1 protein-coding gene and 1 pseudogene are annotated in these 2,230 nt (G+C 71.2%); both read left to right on the top strand.

Annotated elements, in window-relative coordinates:
- On the top strand, positions 1 to 1,802 hold a 1,802-nt coding region (locus tag VSO01S_RS26325; RefSeq protein WP_506016912.1), incomplete at its 5' end, for an excinuclease ABC subunit UvrA.
- A 20-nt stretch (positions 1,803 to 1,822) separates the two neighbouring features.
- A pseudogene (locus VSO01S_RS26320) lies at positions 1,823 to 2,230 on the top strand (histone deacetylase family protein); the annotation flags it as partial.

Genomic DNA, 2,230 nt, shown 5'->3' with positions numbered 1-2,230 from the left:
AAGCCCCGTCGGCCATGGGCACGGCGTCTGCCCCCACCCCAGCCCTCCCCCAGGGGGGGAGGGAGGAGGAAGGCGGCATCGGCATCGCCGAGCTGGCCCGCATGAGCGTGAGCGATATCCGCCAATGGTTCGACACGCTGGTGCTCAGCGGCCGCGAGGCCGACATTGCCCGCGACCTGGTGCCCGAGATCCGCAGCCGCCTCGAATTTTTGGAGGAAGTCGGCCTGGGCTACCTCACGCTGGACCGCGGCGCGCCCACCCTGTCGGGCGGCGAGGCGCAGCGCATCCGCCTGGCGGCGCAACTCGGCAGCAACCTGCAGGGCGTGTGCTACGTGCTGGACGAGCCCACCATCGGCCTGCATGCGCGCGACAACCAGATCCTGCTCAATGCCCTGCACAAGCTGGGCGACAAGGGCAACACGCTGGTGGTGGTGGAGCACGACGAGGACACCATCCGCCGCGCGGACCATGTGATCGACATCGGGCCCGGCGCCGGCAAGCGCGGGGGGCGGGTGGTGGCCGAAGGTGCGCTGGCCGACATCCAGGCGGCCGAGGGGTCGCTCACCGGCCGCTACCTGCGCGATGCCATCCGCCATCCGCTGCACGCGCGCCGCCCTGTCTTCCTCCCTCCCCCGCTGGGGGAGGGCAGGGGGGGGGGCGCCCCTGCCTCGGGCAAACGCACTGCCGCAACCACCGGCGCCAGCCCCCACCCCAACCCTCCCCCAGCGGGGGAGGGAGAAACGCAGTGGCTCACCGTGCGCGGCGCGGACATGCACAACCTGAAGAAGGTCACGGCCAGCGTGCCGCTGCAGCGCCTGGTGGCCATCACCGGCGTCAGCGGCTCGGGCAAGTCCACGCTGGCGCGCGACGTGCTGCTGGCCAACGTGCAGGCGATCGCGCAGCAGCGCAGCACCAAGGCGGGCCGCGACGCCGACGCCGCGGGCAAGCGACCTGCATGGGCCGGCTGCGCCGCGCTGGAGGGCTACGAGACCATCGACCGCGTGCTCGAGGTGGACCAGACCCCCATCGGCAAGACGCCGCGCAGCTGCCCGGCCACCTACATCGGCTTCTGGGACACCATCCGCAAGCTGTTCGCCGACACGCTGGAGGCCAAGGCGCGCGGCTACGGCCCGGGCCGCTTCAGCTTCAACACCGGCGAAGGCCGCTGCCCCGTGTGCGAGGGCGCCGGCGTACGCACCATCGAGATGAGCTTCCTGCCCGATGTGAAGGTGCCCTGCGAAAGCTGCCACGGCGCGCGCTTCAACCCCGAGACGCTGGCCGTGAGCTGGCGCGGCAAGAGCATCGGCGACGTGCTGCAGATGGAGGTGGACGAGGCGGTGGACTTCTTCGCCAGCATGCCCAACATCGCGCATCCGCTGAAGCTGCTGCAGGACGTGGGCCTGGGCTACCTCACGCTGGGGCAACCTTCGCCGACGCTCTCGGGCGGCGAGGCGCAGCGCATCAAGCTCGTCACCGAACTGAGCAAGGTGCGCGACGACGTCACGCGCCGCGGCAACAAGGCGCCGCACACGCTGTACGTGCTCGATGAACCCACCGTGGGCCTGCACATGGCCGACGTGGAAAAGCTCATCCACGTGCTGCACCGCCTGGTGGGCGGCGGCCACAGCGTGGTGGTGATCGAGCACGACCTGGACCTGATCGCCGAAGCCGACTGGGTGATCGACCTCGGCCCCGAGGGCGGCAACGGCGGCGGCCAGGTGGTGGCCGCGGCACCGCCGCAGGAGCTGGTGAACATCGGCACTCACACCGGCCAGGCGCTGCGCCCGGTGCTCAATCGCTGACAACGGGAAAGGGAGTTGCCATGCTGACCATCTACAACGAGCAGCACACGCTGCACCAGGGCCGCATGGAGATGTTCCGCGGCCAGCTGGTGCCCAGCTTCGAGGTGCCGGCGCGCGTCGACCATGTGCTGGCGGAGCTGAACGCGCGCCGCCTCGGCCCGGTGAACATGCCGGACGACGGCTTCGACGAGGCGCTGCTGCGTGCGGTCCATGCGCCGCGCTACCTGGACTTCCTCGCGGGCGCGTGGGACGAATGGATTGCGCTCGACCCCGCCAATGCCGCGCTCGACGTGCTGCCTTCCTATTGGCCTGCGCCCGGCATGCGGCGCGATGTGCTCCCCGCGAGCTTCCCGGCGCGCGTGGGCCTGTTCGCCTTCGACGCCGGCACGCCGCTTATGGCGGGCAGCTGGCAGGCCGCGCGCCGCGGC

The sequence above is a fragment of the Variovorax soli NBRC 106424 genome (assembly GCF_001591385.1).
In the GTDB taxonomy this organism is placed as follows: Bacteria; Pseudomonadota; Gammaproteobacteria; order Burkholderiales; family Burkholderiaceae_C; genus Variovorax; species Variovorax soli.
Note: the sequence above shows the minus strand (reverse complement) of the source record. Positions and strands in the feature narration are given on the sequence as shown.